The organism is Limnohabitans sp. JirII-29 (genome assembly GCF_003063395.1).
In the GTDB taxonomy this organism is placed as follows: Bacteria; Pseudomonadota; Gammaproteobacteria; order Burkholderiales; family Burkholderiaceae_C; genus Limnohabitans.
In genome coordinates this window covers 327,280-346,424 of record NZ_NESB01000004.1, presented here as the reverse complement: position 1 = coordinate 346,424, position 19,145 = coordinate 327,280, and the positions used below count along the sequence as shown (strand labels likewise).

Genomic DNA, 19,145 nt, shown 5'->3' with positions numbered 1-19,145 from the left:
GATGTGTGGATGAGCTCGGATTTTGACGGCGCGCCGGCAAAGTCCACGCGCTGCTGAGCGTCGGATGTGTAGCCTTTGCGACTCGACAGGTTGGGGTTTTACGCCGATTGCACATAGAAACAGCTCAGCGCATACTGCGCCACCTTTGACAACCCCTACCTAGCAGGAGAACTCATGAGCATGCGCCGATGGCCCCTCTACGCCGCACAAACGCTTCTCACGGTGTGCGCCATCGCATGCAGCGCAGGGGCGCACGCACAGACCTATCCCAACCGCCCCATCAAGATGGTGGTGCCCTATGCCGCCGGCGGCTACTCAGACCAAGCCTCGCGCATCTTGGCCGAGGGCATGTCGCGTGCACTCGGGCAGCCCATCGTCATCGACAACCGTGCCGGTGGCGGCGGGCGCATTGGCAGTGAAGTGATCAGCCGCGCCACCCCCGACGGTTACCAGTTGCTGATGACCACCAACGGCACCCACACCTACATGGCGGTGACCGAAAAAAACCTGTCGTATGACCCGGTGGCCGACTTCACGCCCGTCTCGCTGGTGGGCAGCTATGGCTTGCTCATGGTCACCCACCCCTCGGTGCCTGCGCGCAACTTGCAAGAATTCATGGCCTACGCCCGCGCCAACCCCGGCAAGGTCAACTACGCTTCCTCGGGCATGGGCAGCGGCTTGCACTTTGCCGGTGAGTTGTTCAACGGCATGGCCAAAACCAGCATGGTCCATGTGCCCTATAAAGGCTCGGGCCCCGGCATGCAAGACGTGCTGGCGGGCGTGTGCCAAGTCATTTTTGACGGCGCTGCCAAGCCCCAAATCGACGCCGGCAAGGTGCGGTTCTTGGGCACCACCAGCGCCATTCGCGACCCGCGTTTTCCAGACATGCCCACGCTGGCTGAAGCGGGCTTGCCGGGCTATGACTTGACCTACTGGGTCGGCTTGTTTGGCCCCAAAGGCATGGCCCCCGACATCCAGGCGCGCTTGAACGCCGCCGTGCGCACGGTGCTGGCAGAACCCGAGACACAACGCAAACTCACCGCCATGGGCATGACCCTGGTGGGCAGCACGCCAGACCAACTGGTGCGCGAAATCCGCACCGAGACCGACAAGCTGCGCCAAATTGCAGCCGCCATTCCAGGCGGCATTCAATAAACCACTCCCCCTCTCACACAAGGACACCTCTCTCATGTCAGACGAAGAAGCCAACGCATGGCGCCCGCACGAGCGGCTTGATTTTTCAGCCATCGTCGACCGCCCCCCCTTGCAGCTGCCCGACGGCGCACGCGTGGTGGTGTGGCCCGTGGTCAACATCGAAGAGTGGGACATTTCGCGTCCCATGCCCCGCATGGCCTCGCCCCCGCCCGGCGGTGTGGCGCCAGTGCCCGATGTGCCCAACTGGACCTGGCATGAGTACGGCATGCGGGTGGGCTTTTGGCGCTTGCTCGACGCCTTCAAGCGCTACGACATTCAACCCACCCTGTCGATCAACGCCAAGGTGTGCGAGACCCGCCCACGCGTGCCACAAGCAGCCCTCGATGCAGGCTGGGAGTTCATGGCCCACTGCTACGAACAAATTCCGATTCAAAAAATCACCGACCAGCGCGCCATGATGGAACAGACGCTCGACGTCTTGACCCGCTTCACCGGCCAGCGGCCCAAAGGCTGGTTGGGCCCAGGGCGCAGCCAAACCTTTGTCACGCCCGACCTGATCAAAGAACTCGGCATGCAGTGGTTTGGCGACTGGGTGCTCGATGATCAGCCGCAATTCGTCAACACCCGCCATGGCCGCTTGGTGTCGGTGCCCTACACGATTGAGCTCAACGACATCGGCATCATGCTGACCGCGCACCAAGCCTCCGACGCCATGCTCAACCGCACCCGCGATGCGTTTGACCGCCTCTACATGGACTCGGCCAACGGCGCGCGCATTCTGGCCTTTGGGGTGCACCCGTACATTTCGGGTGCCTCACACCGCATTCGCTACTTTGAAGAAATGCTGGAGTTCCTCAGCGGCCGCGACGACGTGGTATTTTGGAATGGCCAACAAATCTGTGATTGGTTTGAGCAACAGGCGCTCACCGGCACACCACGCACGTGATGCCCGCGATGGATGTGCCGCTGCATGCCTTGTCGATCGCGCAAGCCGGTGAGCTGCTGCGCACCCGCGCGCTGACACCGCTGCACCTGGTGCAGGCGTGTTTGGCACGCACCGAGGCGCAAGAGCCCGCGCTGCACGCCTTCATCACCCGCACCGCAGACGCAGCCTTGGCGCAGGCCGAGCAGGCCACGCGCGAGATCGCCGCCGGCCAGTGGCGCGGACCCATGCATGGCATTCCGATCGCCCACAAAGATGTGCTGCTCACCCGTGGCGTGCGCACCACCGCACACTCGCGGGCCTTGGAGCACTGGGTGCCCGACACCGACGCCGTGGTGGTGCAGCGTTTGACACAGGCGGGCGCCATCAGCCTGGGCAAAACCGCTTGCCATGAATTTGCTTTTGGCTCGCCAGCAGCAGACGATGTGTTTGCGCCCGCCCGCAACCCGTGGAACCCGCTGCACATGCCGGGCAGCTCCAGCAGCGGCTCGGGCACCGCAGTGGCCGCCGGCTTTTGCCTGGGTGCCACGGGCACCGACACCGGCGGCTCGGTGCGTCACCCCGCCGCCGCCTGCGGCTTGGTGGGCTTCAAGCCCACCCGGGGCGTGCTGCCCATGGACGGGGTGATTCCACTGGCCCCCAGCATGGACCATGTGGGCTTGCTGACCCGCAGCGTGGGGGATGCGGTGTTGATGTTTGACGCCATGCGCGGTGACACGGCACATGCGCCCAGCGTGCACACGTCTAACACGCCTGGTGCGCCCTCGCCACAAGCCAGCGCGTCCCCAGGCACCTTACCCCCACCGCGCACCGCCTTGCCCGGCCTGCGCATTGGCGTGATGCGCCGCCAGTTGCAAACGCAAGCCCACGACCCCGAAATTTGGCAATGCTTTGAAGCGGTGCTGGCACGCTGCCGCGCCAGCGGCGCGCACGTCATGGAGATCGACCTCGAGGGCAGCGACCAAGCCGTGAGCCTGGCCAACACCTTGATTGGCTTTCAGGGCTACCAACAGTTGCAGCACTGGGTGCGCGACCAGCCGCAGCTGCTGGGCCAAGGCCTGCGCCGCCGCTTGGTGAGCGCCGCCGAGGTGACCCCACAAGACCATTGGCAAGCCAACGTCACCCGCTGGCAACTTGAACAAGCGCTTGAACAGGTGCTGACCCAGCAGGTGGATGTGCTGCTGTCGCCCGGGCGCGAAATGCCACCCGAAACACTGGAAGCCTTGATGCACAACCCCACCGGCCAGCGCAGCAGTTGCAACCGGCTCTACAGCCTCACCGGCCACCCGGCACTCACCCTGCCCATGGGCCTGCACAGCAGTGGCCTGCCCATGGCCTTGCAACTGGCCACCGCCCAACACAGCGACGACCGGCTATTGGGCCTGGCATTGCGGCTGCAAAGCTGCCTGCCGTGGGACCCACTGCACCCGGCGCGGCCTTGGGTCTGAACCAAATTCTGAGTCAAGGCCTGCGCCATCTGGCTGGCCTGTTGCAGCCCTCTTGCAAACCTCTTGGAAAGGGCTGTCACCGACTGGACGCCCGCCAGTCGGCAAGCGGCTTGCGGGTGGTCAGAATCGCAGCACCCACCGAGAGACCCTGATGCCGCACACCTTCAACCCACACCGCCGCCAATGGCTACAGGCCAGCGTCGCGGCGAGCTTGGGCGCGCTGGGGCAGCACGCACACGCGCAGAGCTGGCCCAGCAAACCGATTCGCTTTGTGGTGCCCTTTGTGCCTGGCGGCACGTCCGACATCGTGGCGCGCACGGTGGCCCAAGAGCTGTCGCGCCAGCTGCCCTTTCCCGTCGTACTCGACAACAAGGCGGGCGGCGGCGGCGTGCCCGCCATGCAAGAGGTGGCGCGCGCGGCGGGGGACGGTCACACCGTCATCCTGGGCCATGTGGGCTCGCTGGCGGTCAACCCCTACATCTTTGCCAACACCGGCTACGACGTGAACCACGACTTCGCCCCTGTGACCTTGCTGGCCAAAGTGCCTAGCTTGTTTGTGGTCCACCCCGACGTGCCGGCCAAAAACCTGCGCGAATTGGTGGACTACGCCAAACGCCGCCCCGGACAGCTCAACTACGCCTCGGCAGGCAACGCCAGTGCGGGCCACTTGGCCATGGAGTACCTCAAGCTCACCACCGGCATGTTCATGACCCACATTCCCTACCGGGGCACGGGCCCAGCCTTGACGGATTTGTTGGCCGGGCGCACGCAAGCGTTTTCTGCTGGCACCCCGGCCTTGCTGCCCCACATCCGCAGTGGCCGACTGCGCGCCATTGCCACCGGCACGCCGCAGCGGCTGGCCTCGCTGCCCGACTTGCCGACCGTGGCCGAGTCGGGCTACAAGGGCTTTGAGTCGGTGCAGTGGTACGGCATGATGGCGCCCGCCAGCACGCCCAGCGACATCGTCAAGCGCTTGCAAGAAGAGTGCAACAAAGCCTTGCACACCGCCACCATTGCCGAACGCTTTGCCAGCGAAGACGCCTTGGTGGGCGGCGGCCCGCCCGCCGAATTTGCCGCCCTGATTGCCCAACAACAACGCCTTTGGAAAGACGTGGTGGCGCGTGCGCGCATCCGCGCCGACTGAAACACACAGGAGACTTCGCCCATGACCGCACACACCGCACCCGAGGCACCACGCGCTGGCTCCGGCTCAAGCTATGGGTCTGGGTCTGCCTCTGCCTCTGCCTCTGCCTCTGCCTCTGCCTCTGCCTCTGGCTCTGGCTCTGGCTTTGACTTTGGTCTGCGCGCATGGCATGGGGCCCACCAGACCACAAGACGCGTGCAGCAGTTTTTGGGGCTGTCTTGGAGGCTGTCTTTGGGTCTGTGTCTGGGCCTGCTGGCTGCGCACACCGCGCAGGCGCAAAACAACGCCGACACCTTCCCCGCCAAACCCATCAAGGTGATGGTGGGTTACGGCCCCGGCGGCACGGGTGATTTGACGGTGCGTTTGGTGGCGCAAAAAATGGGCGACAAACTAGGCCAACCGCTGGTGATTGAAAACCGCCCCAGCGCGGGCGGCATCGTGGCCTCACAGACTGTGCAGCAGGCCGCGCCCGATGGCTACACCCTCAACTTCATCGCGGCAGGCAACTTTGCCATGACGCCCTCGCTGTTCAAGTCGCTGCCGTTTGACCCGGTGAAAGACTTTGAGATGGTGTCGCTGATCGGCACCTTCGGCTTTGCCTTGGCGGTGGACGGCAATGCCAAGTTCAAAGACACGCGCGACTTCATCGAGCAAGCACGCGCCAACCCGGGCAAGCTGTTCATTGGCACCATCTCGGTGGGCAGTGCGCAGTTTTTGGCGGCCGAGGTGTTCAAGTCGATGGCCAAGATCGATGTGACCATCGTCACCTACAAAACCTCGGGCGACGTGATGCGTGCCCTGCGTGGCGGCGATGTGCAGGCGATTTTTGAAACCTTGGCCCCGGTGATTCCACAGGCCAAGGCCGGCACCGTCAAGGTCTTGGGCGTGACCGAAGAGCAGCGCTTTCCAGGCCTGCCGCAGGTGCCCACGATTGCCGAGAGCGGTGTGCCCAACTACGCCGTGGCCGGTTGGAACGGCTTGGCCGTGCCCGCCAAAACACCGCGTGAGGTGATTCAAAAACTCAACGCCGAAGTCAACGCGGCCGTGGCGCAACCCGACATCAAACAAAAATTCCTCGACCTGGGCGTGACCGCCAAGGGCAACACCCCCGAACAAATGCAGGCCCTGCTGGTGCGCGACATCCAGTGGTGGCGTGACGTCATTGGCAAAGCCAAGATCGACAAGCAATGAAAAAAATCTACATCCTCGACGCCTTCCACGAGGCCGGCATCGCGCTGGCCAAGGCCCATGCCGAGGTGGTGTGTTGGCCAGACCCGGCCATTGCCGACTGGCCCGAACACGCCGATGGTGTGATGGTGCGCATGCGCCCCATCACCGCCGAGGAGATTGAGCGCGCCCAGCATGTGCAGGTGATTTGCAAGCAAGGCGTGGGCACCGACACCATCGATTTGCAAGCCGCCAAGCGACACGGCATTGCGGTGTCGCGCACACCGGGCGTCAACAGCGAAGCGGTGGCGGAGTTGGCCTTTGCCTTGTCGCTGTCGGTGACGCGGCGCGTGTCACGCTTTGACCGTTTGTTGCGCGCGGGCGCACCCATCGTGCGGCCCCAGCATTTGGGCATCGAGATGCAAGGCAAGTCGGTGGGCATTGTGGGCATGGGCAACATTGGCTCCATCGTGGCCAAGAAGTGGCGCGGCGCCTTTGACGCGCAGATCTGGGCCTACGACCCCCATGTGTCCAGCGACCGCTGGGCTGACCTGCCGCACCAGCGCGTGCAGCACCTGCACGACATGCTGCCGCATGTGGACCTGCTGACGCTGCACCTGCCGCTCACGCCAGAGAGCCGCCACCTGATCGGCGAAGCCGAGCTGGCTTTGATGAAACCCGATGCGGTGCTCATCAATGTTTCGCGCGGCGGCATCGTCGACGAGGTGGCTCTGGCTGCTGCTCTGCAACGTGGCCATTTGTTTGGCGCAGGCTTGGATGTGTTTGAGGTGGAACCACCGCCGCCCGACCATCCGCTGCTTGCGTTTGACAATCTGATTGCCACCCCACACGCCGCTGGCGGCACCCACGACACCCAACGCCGCAGTGCCACCCAAGTGGCTCAGCAAGTGATTGATGTGTTGAACGGTGGCCCGGTCGCCCACCGCGTCGTCTGAAAATTTTGAACAACAGCCCCATGAATACCTCACCCCTGACCGTGCTCAGCGTGCCACACGACGCGCTGAACTTTGCCATGCCCGCCGAGGCCTGCGACTGCCACACCCATGTGTTTGGCCCCAGCGCCAACTACCCGCTGTCGTCCGAGCGCAACTACATGCCGGGCGACGCCTTGGTGCCCGACCTGCTGGCTTTGCATGACGGCTTACAGATTGCACGCGTGGTGATTGTTCACCCCAGCCCCTATGGCACTGACAACGCTTGCACCCTGGACGCTTTGCGGTTGTTGGGCCCGCGTGGACGCGGCGTGGCGGTGATCGATGCCCACACCACCGACGCAGAGCTACAGGCCATGCACAAGGTGGGTGTGCGCGGCATTCGTTTGAACCTAGAGACCAGCGGCATCCACAACTCCGACTACGCCGCCACACAACTGCGCTGGGCCACGGCGCGCGTGGCGCCGCTGGGCTGGCACTTGCAAATGTTCACCAACCTCAGCGTGATGGCGTCCTTGCGTGAGGTGATCAACACCTTGGATACGCCCGTGGTGTTCGACCACTTCTGTTTGGCCCGGGCCGAGTTGGGCACCTCGCAACCGCACTTTGACACCTTGCTGGCGCTGCTGGCGAGTGGCCGTGTCTGGCTCAAGTTGTCGGCTCCGCACCGGGTGGCACAAGACCCCGACGGCGCGGCCATGACCGAGATGGCGCGCACGCTGATTGCCCACCGGCCCGATCGCCTGCTGTGGGGCAGCGACTGGCCGCATCCCGGGGGTCGCCCCGGTCAGCCGCGCCATCGCGATCAGGTGGAAGCCTTCAACCCCATCAACGATGGCCATGCGCTCAACCGCTTGGCGGCGTGGGTGGATGACGCCGCCACGCTGCGCCAAATACTCGCCACCAACCCTGCGCGCTTGTACGACTTCTGAGTCGCCCACCGCCATCCACACCGTGCCGCCTATGTCTTTGCCCCACACCTCCCCTGAGTTGCAACGACCTCGCTCCGATGCTGCGGCCTCTCGGCGGCGCTTCACTCAGTGGCTGCTCGCCTCATCCTTGGGTGCCGGCGCACTCGGCCACACGCCTTTGGCGCAGGCACAAGACAACAAGCCGCTGCGCATCGTGGTGCCGTTTGCGCCGGGTGGCAGCAACGACATCGTGGGACGCAGCATGGCGCAGCAACTCACGGCCCGCCTCAAGCGCAGCGTGATTGTTGAAAACCGCCCCGGCGCCGGAGGCGCGATGGGCACCGAGCTGGTGGCGCGCGCCGAACCCGATGGCAACACGCTGGTGCTGATCTCGTCGACCTACACCATGAACGCGTCGATCATGAAGCTCAGCTACGACCCGGTGAAGTCGTTCATCCCGGTGGCCATGCTGGGCATGGGCCCGAGCGTGATTGCGGTGGCGGCAGACCTGCCGGTCAACTCCATCAAAGAATTGGTGGAGTACTCCAAGAAAAACGCGGGCAAGGTGTTTTTTGGCTCGGCAGGCGTGGCGAGTTTTCAGCACTTCGCCATCGAGTTGTTCATGCAACGCAGTGGTGCCGTTCTGAGTGTGGTGCACTACAAAGGCGGTGGCCCAGCCTTGGTGGATTTGGCGGCAGGGCACGTGCAGGTGTCCTTGGGCAGCTTGATTCAGATGCAAACCTTTTTGCGTGCGGGCAAGATCAAACTGCTGGCGGTGGCGGGCCCCAAACGGGTGGACCTGATTCCCACCGTGCCCACGCTGCGCGAGTCGGGCATCGACATGGAAGCCAGCAACTGGTGGGCGCTGCTGGCCCCAGCGGGCACGCCCATGCCCTTGGTGGACGCGCTGCACCGCGAAGTGAATGCGGTGCTGACCACGCCCGAGATGCACCAGCGCTTTGCCTCGGAAGGGGCCGAAGCCCTACCACTCAAACGCAGCGAATTGGAAAAACTCATCGCCGACGACACCGTCAAATGGGCACAACTGGCCAAACAAACCGGCATCAAAGCCGAGTAAGTGCAGCCCTTCAGGAGACTTTGCATGACCCTCCATGTACAACCCATTCGCGCCGGGTTTGGCGCTGAAGTTTCAGGCCTGGATTTGACCCAGCCGCAAAACGCCGAGATCCGCGCGCAGCTCAACGACTTGTTCGCTACCTACGCCGTGCTGGTGTTTCGTCAGCAGCCGCTGACGCCGCCGCAGTTCATGCAAGCCGCCGAAATCTTTGGCCCCTTGACGCCGCAGCAAATCAAAAAGTTTGTGCTGCCCGACTACCCGTTGGTGGGCTACAACTCCACCCACGACTTGCCGCGCAAAAACGGCAAGCTGCAAGTGCGCGGCGAGAACTACCACACCGACCACTCCAACGACTTGGCACCGCCCAAAGCCACCACCTTGGTGGCGGTGGAAATTCCGTCCCACGGCGGCGACACCCAGTTTGTCGATGCGCGCCAAGCGTTTGACGATTTGCCCGAGGCCATGCAGCAGCGCATCGTGGGCCTGCGCTCGCTGCATGTGCACCAAAGCAGCCGCAGCCCGCGCAGCTTTGCCAAACTCAGCGACGAAGAGATGGCCCGCATTCCACGCACGCTGCAGCCCTTGGTGATTCGCCACCCCGACAGCGGACGGGCTGCGCTGTACCTGAACACCGGACGCATGGAAGGCATTGATGGCCTGGACGACGAGGCGGGTTACGCCTTGATTGAAGCGCTCTACGCCCACGCCACCCAACCGCGCTACGAATACCGCCACCGCTGGCAAGTAGGGGACTTGGTGATTTGGGACAACCGCTCGGTGCTGCACCAAGCCAATGCGGACTACGACCCCGAGGAATACCGCTACCTGTTGCGCATCATGCTGCAAGGCGCGCCACTGCTGGCCTACGGCGGCAGCACTTGATGCCGTGACTGGGCGACGGCACGGACAGCTGGCGCGAGGATCTATTCAAATTGTTATTACAATAAAAGACGATGCATGTCGAGTTTGATCCCGTCAAGAACGAACAAAACATCCGCCTTCGTGGATTGAGTTTCGAGCGTGCAGCAGCATTTGATTTCGACACCGCCATCATTGCGCAAGACACTCGCAAGGACTACCCAGAAGTGCGCTACGTGGCCATCGGCTTCTTAGTTGCCCGCTTGCATGTGCTGTGCTTCACCCCAGAGAGGTCAACAGCTATGAGCAAACGCACCCCACTGATTGACGCGGACGGCGAAGTGCGCGAACTCAGCGCCGCCGACCTGCGTCGCTTCAAACCAGCGCAGGAAGCACTGCCTGCTGGCTTGCAAAAAACGCTGGGCATGAAGCCGCGTGGCCCCCAAAAAGCGCCGACCAAGCAAATGACCACCATCCGCTTGTCACCCGAGGTGATGAGCGCCTTCAAGGCCACGGGGCCGGGTTGGCAAACCCGTGTGGATGCGGCGCTGAAAGACTGGTTAAGTACGCACGCCTTGGGATAAGTGCGTCAGGCCAGCAGCTTGCTCAAATGTCGTACGGCGGGTAACCCGAGTGTTTGCCCTCAGCTTGCAGCAGGCGAATCATGGCCGGCCACTCCAGCACACCATACGGGCGGCGTGTGCCCGGTTGGTACAGATGGGCCGTGTGCGCCAGCACGTCGGGCGAGGGCATGGTCAGCTCGGTGCGTGCGGCCATGGCGTCCACCTGCGCACGGCACGACATTTCCAACTGGTACATGGTGTTAAACGCTTGCTGAATGGTGGCGCCACAGGTGAGCAAGCCGTGGTTGCGCAAAATCATGGCGTCGTGAGGCCCCAGGTCTTGCACCAAGCGCACGCGCTCGGCCAGGTCAATGGCCGGGCCTTCAAAGTCGTGGTAACCGATGTGACCCACAAAGCGGATGGAGGTTTGCGTCATCGGCAACAAGCCGCATTGCATGCTGGCCACCGCCATGCCCGCGCGGGTGTGGGTGTGAATCACACAGCGCACATCGGCACGCGCTTCGTGGATGCAACCGTGGATCACATAGCCCGACTTGTTGATGCCGTAGTCGGTGTCGGGCTGGCTGATGATCTGGCCAGACGCATCAATTTTCACCAAGCTCGATGCCGTGATTTCTTTGTAGAGCAAGCCGTAGAGGTTGATCAGCAAATGGTCGGTGCCTGGAATGCGCGCCGTGATGTGGTTGTAGATCAGATCGGTCATGCCGAACTGGTCCATCAAACGGTAGCAAGCGGCCAGCTCGACACGGGTTTGCCATTCTTCAGGCGAGACGCTGTGTTGCAGGCTGGGGAAGTCGGTGCTGTAGTTCATGGCAAAAAATCAATCAGGATTGAAAGGCCTGCAACACACGCTCGGGGGTGATGTCTTCCAGGCAACGGGTATGGCCCAACGGACACACGCGTTCATAGCAAGGTGCACAGGCCAGTGGCGGGTGGTAGTTGGGGTCCACACGCAGCCACAACACGCGTGCTTTGTCGTTCAACGGTGGCGTGTGTTCGGGACTGGACGAGCCGTACACCGCCACTTGGGGCACGCCAAAGGCGGCTGCCACATGCATCAGGCCCGAGTCGTTGCTGACCACGCGGTAGGCCGAGGCGATCAAGGCAAAGGCTTGCACGAGTGAGGTTTTACCCGCCAGGTTGACGCATTGCCCCGGTCGCACCGCATTGGCTTGGCGCGCAATGTCGTCGCACAAAGCCTGCTCTTTGGCCGAGCCCAGCAACAAGACGGGGACATCCAGCTTGGCCGCCAGCTCGGCAAAGTGGTGGGCTGGCCAGCGCTTGGCAGGGCCGTACTCGGCACCCGGCGCAAACACCACATAGCTGTTGCGCGCCAGCGTAGGCACATGTGGCATGCGGCCCACCAACTCCAGCGCCTCGTCCAGCAAGGCCGGCGCGAGTTGCAGCACGGGGCGCAAGTCACCACTGAGCTGCATCGACCCTTGGGTCCCGAGCAAGCTCAGGGCGGCGTAAAACTCCACCATCGGGGGGCGTACTTCGCCACTGGGGTTGTCCAAACGGTCGGTCAACAAACCAAAACGCATTTCGCCGGTGTAGCCCACGCGTTGGGGAATGCGCGCCAGCCAAGGGATGAGTGCGCTTTTGAGGGAGTTCGGACACACATAGGCCACGTCAAAGCGCCCGCGCAGGGCACGCGCCATGGCCAGTCGGCCTTGCCATTGCAGGCCACCGTGCTGGAATGGAAACTCGATCACCTCGGCCACACCAGGCATGGCACGGTAAACAGGGGCCACCCACGGCAGCGCCCCCACTGTCAAGCGCTCACCGCGTGCCGCCAGGCGACGCAGCAAAGGCTCGGTCATCACCGCGTCGCCTATCCATTGCGGCGCGATGACGAGGGCGTTTTTAGTGGTGGCCGCCAACGTGTTCGCCGGCTTTGAGTTTGTACACCGTGCCGCAATAGGGGCACTTGGCTTCGCCGGTTTTGGCCACATCCAGGTACACCTTGGGGTGGCTGTTCCAGAGCTTCATGTCGGCTTTGGCGCTGGGGCAAAACACGCCGCCATGGCCATTGAGGTCTTTGGCCAGGAGTTCAACTGGGTGTGTCATGTGTGCGTTCCCTGTGCTTCAGACTTGGGTCAACCAATGGGCGTACTTGGGGTTGCGGCCATTGACGATGTCAAAGAAGGCGCTTTGAATTTTTTCGGTGATGGGGCCGCGGCTACCCACATAGCCTTCTTTGCCCAACTCGATGCGGTCGAGCTCACGAATCGGCGTGACTTCAGCCGCCGTGCCGGTGAAGAAGGCCTCGTCGGCGATGTACACCTCGTCGCGAGTAATGCGCTTTTGCACAATCTCCAGCCCCAGGTCTTTGGCGATGTGGAACACCGTGTTGCGGGTGATGCCGTTGAGGGCACCGGCCGACAAATCGGGGGTGTAGATCACACCGTCTTTCACCACAAAAATGTTTTCGCCAGCGCCTTCAGACACAAAGCCCGAGGTGTCGAGCAACAGGGCTTCGTCGTAGCCCTCGTCGGTGACTTCCATGTTGGCCAGGATCGAGTTGGTGTAGTTGCTCACCGCCTTGGCCTGCGTCATGGTGATGTTGACGTGGTGGCGGGTGTAGCTGCTGGTCTTGACGCGGATGCCGCGCTTCATGCCTTCTTCGCCCAGGTACGCGCCCCAGGTCCAAGCCGCCACCATCAGGTGGATGGTGTTGCCTTTGGGGCTGACACCGAGCTTTTTGTCACCAATCCAGGTGAGCGGGCGGATGTAGCCGCTCTCCAGGTTGTTCTCGCGCACCACAGCGCGCTGGGCTTCGTTGACCTGTTCTTTGGTGAACGGAATGGCCATACGCAAAATTTTGGCGCTGTTGAACAGGCGGTCGGTGTGCTCTTGCAGGCGAAAGATCGCGGTGCCCTGGGCGGTTTTGTAAGCACGCACGCCTTCGAACGCGCCGCAGCCGTAGTGCAGGGTGTGAGACAACACGTGGATCTTGGCGTCGCGCCACTCCACCATCTGGCCATCCATCCAAATCTTGCCGTCACGGTCAGACATTGAGGGAATTACGACGCTCATGGGATTTCCTTTGGACTTGTATGTAGGTGTGCTGGGCCGGTCCAGCCTAGCATTTGATTTTAACGAGGGCAGAGAAGTCGCTCAGAGGCTCATGCCTTGGCGGTCACATCCGAGACCTCTGCGGCTGCCAGTGCGGGCGCGTCGTGGTCTGGCTCAGCCTCTGGTCGCGTCAGGTCCCAGCTTTGCAGCTTGCCATGCAAGAAGGTGCAGCGCACCACCGACTCGGAGCCATCGCGCCAGCTGAAAACTTCAGGCTGGGCGTCTTTCTCGGTCTCAAGTTGCCCCAGGGCACGCGTCATGGCAATGACGTGCATCAAGCTCAAGCCGGTTTTGAGCTTGGCGTTGAGCATGACCGCGCTGTCCACATAGCCGATCGGGCGCTTACTGGCGCGTTTCATGATTTGCACCAAGCGGGTGAAGTAGAGCAACAGCCACATCACCCCGCCAGTGAAGACCATGGCCACGCCCATCCACTGCATGGATTGCCAAGCCCAAGCAGTCAGGCCCACAGCACCTATCGGTATCGCATATCGTTGAAAGTTCATGGCGCTATTGTCTCAGGCCCGTGATCGTCCGATCGTCTTTGCCCGCGCCACACAGGCGACGCAAACCTGCGGCTCCTTTGGTCCCGCTTCAACCCAGCGAGCGCACCAAACCAATCGCCTCATCCACACGTTCCACCGGGTGCAAAGTCATGCCTTCGATGGGCTTTTTAGGCATGTTGGCTTTCGGAATCACAGCCACCGTGAAGCCCAGTTTGGCGGCTTCTTTCAAGCGTTCTTGGCCGCGCGGGGCCGGGCGCACTTCGCCCGCCAGGCCCACCTCGCCAAAGGCAATGAAACCCTGGGGCAAGGGCTTGCCACGCAAGCTGCTCTGGATGGCCAGCATGACGGCCAAGTCGGCGGCGGGCTCGCTGATGCGCACACCGCCCACGGCGTTGACAAACACATCTTGGTCCATGCACGCCACACCGGCATGGCGGTGCAACACCGCCAGCAACATGGCCAAACGGTCGCGGTCCAGGCCCACGCTCAAGCGACGTGGCGAGGGGCCCCCGGTGTCGACCAAGGCCTGGATTTCGACCAGCATGGGGCGCGTGCCTTCGAGCGTGACCAACACACAGCTGCCGGGCACGGGCTCGGGGTGCTGGCTCAAGAAAATGGCGCTGGGGTTGCTCACGCCTTTGAGGCCTTTTTCGGTCATGGCGAAGACGCCAATTTCGTTGACCGCGCCAAAGCGGTTTTTGATGGCGCGCACCAGCCGGTAGGTGGAGTGGGTGTCGCCTTCAAAGTACAGCACGGTGTCCACCATGTGTTCCAACACGCGCGGCCCGGCCAAGGCACCTTCTTTGGTGACGTGGCCCACCAACACCACGGCCGTGCCGGTGGACTTGGCCATGCGGGTGAGGTGGGCCGCGCATTCGCGCACCTGCGCCACCGAACCCGGCGCGCTGGTGAGTTGGTCGGAGTAAACCGTTTGGATCGAGTCCATCACCACCACGGCGGGCTTGAGTTTGTCGACCGTGGCCAGCACTTTTTCCAACAGGGTTTCGGCCAACACTTGCACCTGGCTGTGGTCAAGCCCCAAACGGCGCGAGCGCAGCGCCACTTGGGCCGCCGACTCTTCGCCCGTCACATACAAGGTGGCCATGCCGCTGCGCTGCAAGCCGTCCATGGCTTGCAACAACAAGGTGGATTTGCCAATGCCGGGGTCGCCGCCAATCAACACCACGCCGCCGTCCACCATGCCACCACCGAGCACCCGGTCGAGCTCTTCTTGGCCGGTGGGGGTGCGGGCCACGTCGTGGGCTTCAATGTCAGACAGCGTGGCCACCTCGGCGCTGGGCGCGAGTGCGGCCATGCCCGCGTAGCGGTTTTTGCTGCCCGAGCCCGCCGACTCGACCGCGCTCTCCAGAAGGGTGTTCCAGGCGTTGCAGCTGGGGCATTTGCCCAACCATTTGGGGCTGGTGCCGCCGCATTCGGTGCAGACGTAGTGGGTTTTTTCTTTGGCCATGGTGCAATAGTACTGGACAAACAAACAGTATTCGCGCTTTTCGAAGGTAATGTCGAGTCTCAGTGAGTTCTGCACCGGACGTACAGGGATGACAGTAACTTAGCTGCAGGTCTTCCAGAGATTTCTGAAATGCGCCACGGTGTCGGCGGCACCGTGCAGCTCCAAAGCACCCAACAAATCCGCCCTTGTGTAGGGCGGATTTCTCAGGTCCTTCACACTCTTCTTCAAGGCAGCTTCAACCCTGCCCGGATCCGCGACGCACATCAGATCAACGAAGACACCAGGCTTGACTACCTGAATACCGAGCTTTGCCGTGTCCTTCACCGCCAAGTGCTTCAGGTTTGAAGAGACGACGAAAACCATATCACTCGGCGAGCCCTCGGTGGCCAAGACATCCTTCAAGCGGACCGCGGCCGCCACGACATGCGTGTCGCCATTGTTGACCTTCGCGGGCACTCGGGTCGTCACGCTTTCGTGGTCGTGACCAAGGATTTCCCATTCAGTGCCGGTGGCACTGCGAAAAGCAGCCAACCGGAGGGCCGCTCGCTGTGCGTCCTCTGCCCCTTTGTCACTATCCTTGTATGCCTCCAAGGTCTGACCTTTTAAGCCGGTGACTACTTGGGCCCAATTACGGACGAACTCGACTTCGATGTCCTGCGTCCAGCGCGGCTCATAGAGCCCGCCTAGGTGCAGATCGAAAAGGACGTCGGACAGTCGTGGAGGCAGCAGCGTGTTGGCATCCAGGACGGCGTAGGTGCGCCCGCTCGGAGACAACGGGTGGTTAGCCACGCTTGGGGCCCTTCTTAGCGGGCTTAGATGCCTTCCTAGCTACGAAAGCGGCTTCTGGTATGTTGTACAGGCCCGTCTGGACCCCGGCCTGTCTGTAGACTGCTTTCTTTGTTGTCTCCGAATCCGGCGGATTTTGAGCCATCCAAGCCTTCACCGATGACTCAGGGACACGGCGATGCCCACCGGCGGTCGTCTGCGCACTAGGTAGTTTTCCGGAGTCGATCAGCATTGCGACGTATGGACGGCTGCGCCCCATGATTTGAGCGGCCTCCTCAGTGGAAAGCATCCTGTCCTTGCTCGCCTGCGTCACACGCATGTCCTTACTAAGGATCACCTGCGCGAGGTAGAGCTGCAACTCGCCTCTGATTTGACGGGAGGCTTCGTCCTGAGATTCGAGGACCTCATGCAGAACCACCCGAAGAACACCCGAGTCGATCTGATTTCGCTTGACTCCCTTGATCTGTTTAACCTGCACAATCCTCGGGGAACCATGTTGAGCCACTAGGTCAGCCAACCCGCCTAGGGGATCACCAGCCAGCGCTTTCTGGCTCATTATTCCGTTAGTAGTGATGGATGGTTGCATAGTGGCCGCCGTTTCGAATTTAGTTTCGATTATGGATCAAATTCGAAAAATTCGCATAGGGCAGTTTCGCCCGAAATATGGGGAACGGAGATGAAAGAGGGCCAGGAGTCTTGGCCTTGCCCTATGCGAGCTAACTCGCCTTGAAGACCCCGCGTAACTTCGTATGAGGGCTAACCCATCAATCGACACGGACATCCTATCGGCGAGCTTCTTCAACGTTGAGAGTCCGCTCTCCTGTCCGCTGGCTGTCTTCTTTGGGGCCCGCTTGCTGAGTCCGCTGACATTCGTCGTTCGACGGTGTGCGTCGCTGACCAGCCTACAGCCGGCATCTGTAAGGTGAAAGTCGGAACTGCCGCATTAACGGCCAATCATTGTGTGACCGGTGAAATATCTCGTCTTTCGAATGAAGTTCAAAATTTCGAGGGTAAATCCCAGGCGGCAACGCCCTCTCAGAGCTTGGTCCATGCAAAGCATTCACTTAACATGTTAAATAAATTCCATCTCGTGTTGCTCCCATGCGCCAACCCTTCGTCCATCGCAACCTGCCGCGTTTGCTGCTGCAAGCACGCGAATCGGTGATGGCCCACACCCGACCGGGCTTGCGCAGCCATGGTCTGAGCGACCAGCAATGGCGGGTGTTGCGGGTGCTGGGCGAAGACCACGGCAACGGAGGCCAAGGCGTCGAAACCGGACGCATTGGGCGTGAGGCCTTCATCACCGGCCCCAGCCTTAGCGGCGTGCTCACGCGCATGGAGCGCGATGGCCTGGTGCAACGCCAACGCGACCCCAGCGACCAACGCCGCACTGTGGTGAGACCCACCGCCTTGGGGCTGCAACGCGTGGACACCCTGTCACACACCATCGAAGCGCACTACCAAACCATGGAGCAGCACCTAGGTAAAACCAAATTGGCCCAGCTGTATGCCTTGCTCGACGAGGTGATCGCGCTCGACCTGCCGCCGACCGACTGAACGCAACGCCGCCAACCCTTCACACCTCAAACCTATGACCGCCCACATCCCCTCACCCGACCTGCCCATTCATGGCACGGTCTACGGCGTCTTGCTGAACAGCCAGGCTGAATGGCAAGCGGCCGCGCCGCTGATGAGCAGCGCGCCCTACCAAGCGCCGCCCAAAGCGCCGGTGCTCTACATCAAGACGGCCAACACCTGGACCTTGAGCGAACATGCCATCGCGGTGCCTTCGCACCTTTCTGCGGTGGAGATCGGCGCCACGCTCGGCGTGGTGCTCAGCGAGGAAGGCGCGCTGCGCGGCTATGTGTTGCTCAACGACCTGTCCGTGCCGCACAGCGTGGCCGAGCAAGGTTTTTACCGCCCGCCCGTGAAATACAAATGCATCGATGGATTTTTGGGAATTGGCGCGCAGCTGCTGCCCGCCGCCGACTTGCCAGACCCCCACGCCATCACGCTGGAAGTGCGCATCAACGGCACGTTGTGCCAAACGGTGCAGCTCGGCCAGATGCGTCGCTTGCTGCCACAGCTCTTGGCCGATGTGGGCGAGTTCATGACGCTGCAAGCCGGCGATGTGCTGATGCTGGGCTTGGACGTGTGCCACGATGGCCCTGAAGCTGGACGTCGCCCGCATGCCGTGGTGGGCGACGTGGTGGAAATTCATGCACCCGGCGTGCCAGGCTTAGGCGTCTTGCGTAACCATTTGATGGGAGCTGTGTCATGAAACACGCACGCGTGATCTACCAACACCAGACCCACGACGCGACCGAGCGCGACGGCCAACTGCTGCTGGACGATGGACGGTGTGTGGCCTTTGACGCCGTGCGCTGGCTGCCGCCCTTGGCCCCGGTGGCGCGCCCGCGCACGGTGCTGGCACTGGGCTTGAACTATGCCGACCACGCCAAAGAGCTGGCCTTCAAAGAGCCGCCCAAAGAGCCCTTGGTGTTTGTCAAAGGCGAAGGCGGCTTGATCGGTCACCACGAACACACGCTGCGCCCGAACGAGGTGAGGTTCATGCACTACGAGTGCGAATTGGCGGTGGTGATCGGCAAAACCGCCAAGCGGGTGCGCCGCAGCGATGCCTACGACTTTGTGGGTGGCTACAGCGTGGCCAACGACTACGCCATCCGCGACTACTTAGAGAACTGGTACCGCCCCAACATGCGGGTGAAAAACCGTGACACCTGCACCCCCCTGGGCCCCTGGTTGGTAGACGCGGCGTCGCTGCACCGAACCTATGGCGACCCGTCGAATTTGGCGCTGCAAACCACAGTGAATGGCCAGGTCACACAAAGCGGCAACACCCGCGACATGATTTTTGATGTGCCCACCTTGATCGAGTACCTCAGCGACTTCATGACGCTCTACCCCGGCGACCTGATCTTGACCGGCACGCCCGACGGCGTGGTGGACTGCCAGCCAGGCGATGTGGTCGTGACCGAGATCGAGGGCGTGGGCTCGCTCACCAACACCATCGCGGCGGCCCCGACCCGCGTGTAACACCCCACT

At 62.2% G+C, this 19,145-nt stretch carries 21 protein-coding genes and 1 pseudogene; 14 read left to right on the top strand and 8 right to left on the bottom strand.

Features of this window, described 5'->3' with window-relative positions; genetic code table 11:
• The first annotated feature begins 174 nt into the window (after positions 1-174).
• From B9Z39_RS09090 to B9Z39_RS17080, 11 genes and pseudogenes are all read left to right on the top strand, one after another.
• Positions 175-1,155 (top strand): tripartite tricarboxylate transporter substrate binding protein, encoded by a 981-nt coding sequence (locus B9Z39_RS09090; protein WP_108301458.1) that lies wholly within the window; start codon positions 175-177, stop codon positions 1,153-1,155.
• A gap of 34 nt (positions 1,156-1,189) precedes the next feature.
• Positions 1,190-2,101 carry a polysaccharide deacetylase family protein gene (locus tag B9Z39_RS09085; protein ID WP_108301457.1) on the top strand — a complete coding sequence of 304 codons (912 nt, stop codon included), beginning with the start codon at positions 1,190-1,192 and terminating at the stop codon, positions 2,099-2,101.
• Entirely contained in the window at positions 2,101-3,546 is a 1,446-nt protein-coding gene (locus B9Z39_RS09080; protein ID WP_108301456.1) for an amidase, read from the top strand. The genes B9Z39_RS09085 and B9Z39_RS09080 overlap by 1 nt, the downstream gene beginning before the upstream one ends.
• A gap of 151 nt (positions 3,547-3,697) precedes the next feature.
• The gene (locus B9Z39_RS09075; RefSeq protein ID WP_100146640.1) at positions 3,698-4,690 is read left to right on the top strand and encodes a tripartite tricarboxylate transporter substrate binding protein; all 993 of its coding nucleotides are present in this window, start codon (positions 3,698-3,700) and stop codon (positions 4,688-4,690) included.
• A 21-nt stretch (positions 4,691-4,711) separates the two neighbouring features.
• Entirely contained in the window at positions 4,712-5,881 is a 1,170-nt protein-coding gene (locus B9Z39_RS09065; RefSeq protein WP_158269477.1) for a tripartite tricarboxylate transporter substrate binding protein, read from the top strand.
• On the top strand, positions 5,878-6,813 hold the full coding sequence (locus B9Z39_RS09060) for an NAD(P)-dependent oxidoreductase (RefSeq protein ID WP_108301453.1): 936 nt from the start codon (positions 5,878-5,880) through the stop codon (positions 6,811-6,813). Before B9Z39_RS09065 ends, B9Z39_RS09060 begins: the two co-directional genes overlap by 4 nt.
• 20 nt (positions 6,814-6,833) lie before the next feature.
• Positions 6,834-7,742 (top strand): amidohydrolase, encoded by a 909-nt coding sequence (locus tag B9Z39_RS09055; protein WP_108301452.1) that lies wholly within the window; start codon positions 6,834-6,836, stop codon positions 7,740-7,742.
• A gap of 31 nt (positions 7,743-7,773) precedes the next feature.
• Positions 7,774-8,799 carry a tripartite tricarboxylate transporter substrate binding protein gene (locus B9Z39_RS09050; RefSeq protein ID WP_158236154.1) on the top strand — a complete coding sequence of 342 codons (1,026 nt, stop codon included), beginning with the start codon at positions 7,774-7,776 and terminating at the stop codon, positions 8,797-8,799.
• Positions 8,800-8,823: 24 nt separating this feature from the next.
• A complete protein-coding gene (locus tag B9Z39_RS09045; RefSeq protein WP_108301451.1) occupies positions 8,824-9,681 on the top strand; it encodes a TauD/TfdA family dioxygenase in 858 nt (285 codons plus the stop codon).
• A gap of 71 nt (positions 9,682-9,752) precedes the next feature.
• Positions 9,753-9,890: pseudogene (locus tag B9Z39_RS17085) on the top strand (BrnT family toxin); the annotation flags it as partial.
• 69 nt (positions 9,891-9,959) lie between these two features.
• Positions 9,960-10,241, top strand: coding sequence for a BrnA antitoxin family protein (locus B9Z39_RS17080; protein ID WP_199221195.1), 282 nt, complete (start codon positions 9,960-9,962; stop codon positions 10,239-10,241).
• Positions 10,242-10,263: 22 nt separating this feature from the next.
• Here B9Z39_RS17080 and B9Z39_RS09035 read toward each other — a convergent pair whose 3' ends face one another.
• From B9Z39_RS09035 to B9Z39_RS09000, 8 genes are all read right to left on the bottom strand, one after another.
• Positions 10,264-11,052, bottom strand: coding sequence for a class II aldolase/adducin family protein (locus B9Z39_RS09035; protein WP_108301449.1), 789 nt, complete (start codon positions 11,050-11,052; stop codon positions 10,264-10,266).
• A 13-nt stretch (positions 11,053-11,065) separates the two neighbouring features.
• Positions 11,066-12,124, bottom strand: coding sequence for a lipopolysaccharide heptosyltransferase II (gene waaF, locus B9Z39_RS09030; RefSeq protein ID WP_255416814.1), 1,059 nt, complete (start codon positions 12,122-12,124; stop codon positions 11,066-11,068).
• On the bottom strand, positions 12,108-12,311 hold the full coding sequence (locus B9Z39_RS09025) for a zinc-finger domain-containing protein (RefSeq protein WP_100146632.1): 204 nt from the start codon (positions 12,309-12,311) through the stop codon (positions 12,108-12,110). The genes waaF and B9Z39_RS09025 overlap by 17 nt, the downstream gene beginning before the upstream one ends.
• An 18-nt stretch (positions 12,312-12,329) precedes the next feature.
• Positions 12,330-13,280: a branched-chain amino acid transaminase gene (locus tag B9Z39_RS09020; RefSeq protein ID WP_108301447.1), complete on the bottom strand. Its 951-nt coding sequence runs from the start codon at positions 13,278-13,280 to the stop codon at positions 12,330-12,332.
• Positions 13,281-13,369: 89 nt separating this feature from the next.
• The gene (locus B9Z39_RS09015) at positions 13,370-13,825 is read right to left on the bottom strand and encodes a glycerate kinase (protein ID WP_100146630.1); all 456 of its coding nucleotides are present in this window, start codon (positions 13,823-13,825) and stop codon (positions 13,370-13,372) included.
• Between the two features lie 88 nt (positions 13,826-13,913).
• Positions 13,914-15,293 carry a DNA repair protein RadA gene (gene radA / locus B9Z39_RS09010; RefSeq protein ID WP_108301446.1) on the bottom strand — a complete coding sequence of 460 codons (1,380 nt, stop codon included), beginning with the start codon at positions 15,291-15,293 and terminating at the stop codon, positions 13,914-13,916.
• A gap of 99 nt (positions 15,294-15,392) precedes the next feature.
• Positions 15,393-16,082, bottom strand: a complete 690-nt coding sequence (locus B9Z39_RS09005) for a hypothetical protein (RefSeq protein ID WP_108301445.1) — start codon at positions 16,080-16,082, stop codon at positions 15,393-15,395.
• The gene (locus B9Z39_RS09000; protein WP_108301444.1) at positions 16,075-16,665 is read right to left on the bottom strand and encodes a helix-turn-helix domain-containing protein; all 591 of its coding nucleotides are present in this window, start codon (positions 16,663-16,665) and stop codon (positions 16,075-16,077) included. The genes B9Z39_RS09005 and B9Z39_RS09000 overlap by 8 nt, the downstream gene beginning before the upstream one ends.
• Positions 16,666-17,180: 515 nt before the next feature.
• Here B9Z39_RS09000 and hpaR point away from each other — a divergent pair.
• Genes hpaR through B9Z39_RS08985 form a run of 3 tightly spaced genes read left to right on the top strand, consistent with a single transcriptional unit; the run spans position 17,181 to position 19,136 of the window.
• Positions 17,181-17,636, top strand: coding sequence for a homoprotocatechuate degradation operon regulator HpaR (gene hpaR / locus B9Z39_RS08995; RefSeq protein ID WP_100146628.1), 456 nt, complete (start codon positions 17,181-17,183; stop codon positions 17,634-17,636).
• Positions 17,637-17,670: 34 nt separating this feature from the next.
• Positions 17,671-18,360, top strand: a complete 690-nt coding sequence (locus B9Z39_RS08990; protein ID WP_108301443.1) for a fumarylacetoacetate hydrolase family protein — start codon at positions 17,671-17,673, stop codon at positions 18,358-18,360.
• On the top strand, positions 18,357-19,136 hold the full coding sequence (locus B9Z39_RS08985) for a fumarylacetoacetate hydrolase family protein (RefSeq protein ID WP_108301442.1): 780 nt from the start codon (positions 18,357-18,359) through the stop codon (positions 19,134-19,136). The genes B9Z39_RS08990 and B9Z39_RS08985 overlap by 4 nt, the downstream gene beginning before the upstream one ends.
• Positions 19,137-19,145 lie beyond the last annotated feature (9 nt).